1 pseudogene is annotated in these 335 nt (G+C 40.3%); it reads right to left on the reverse strand.

Annotation, left to right across the window (positions count from 1 at the left end):
• Positions 1–335 (reverse strand): annotated as a pseudogene (locus GJV76_RS15855) (OmpA family protein); the annotation flags it as partial.

The raw sequence follows: 335 nt of genomic DNA on the forward strand, positions 1-335 counted from the left end.
GTGTTAAAGTCATCCGAGTTGAAAGGCAACTCCACTACATTATCCCACTCTCCCTGATCGTTTAGACTCGCTTTGTAAATCTTCAATAGCGTATCGTCTTGTTTATTTCTCTTTTTCTTTCCGCTTTTCTTTGAGTTATTGCGCGTAAAGTACATCGTCTTTCCATCTTGAGTAAACACCGCTGTAGCGTCGTTTACCTTTGAGTCCAATGCTTTGGATAACTTCACTGGCTCTGAAAAGCTACCATCGGGATTGATCTCACTTGCATACAAACTTGTGTAACTCTCGTTTGTCCATTGATGTCTTTTACTCTCTCTTGTATCTTGAGTTTCTCT

This window comes from Myroides albus (genome assembly GCF_009711045.1).
Taxonomy (GTDB): domain Bacteria; phylum Bacteroidota; class Bacteroidia; order Flavobacteriales; family Flavobacteriaceae; genus Flavobacterium; species Flavobacterium album_A.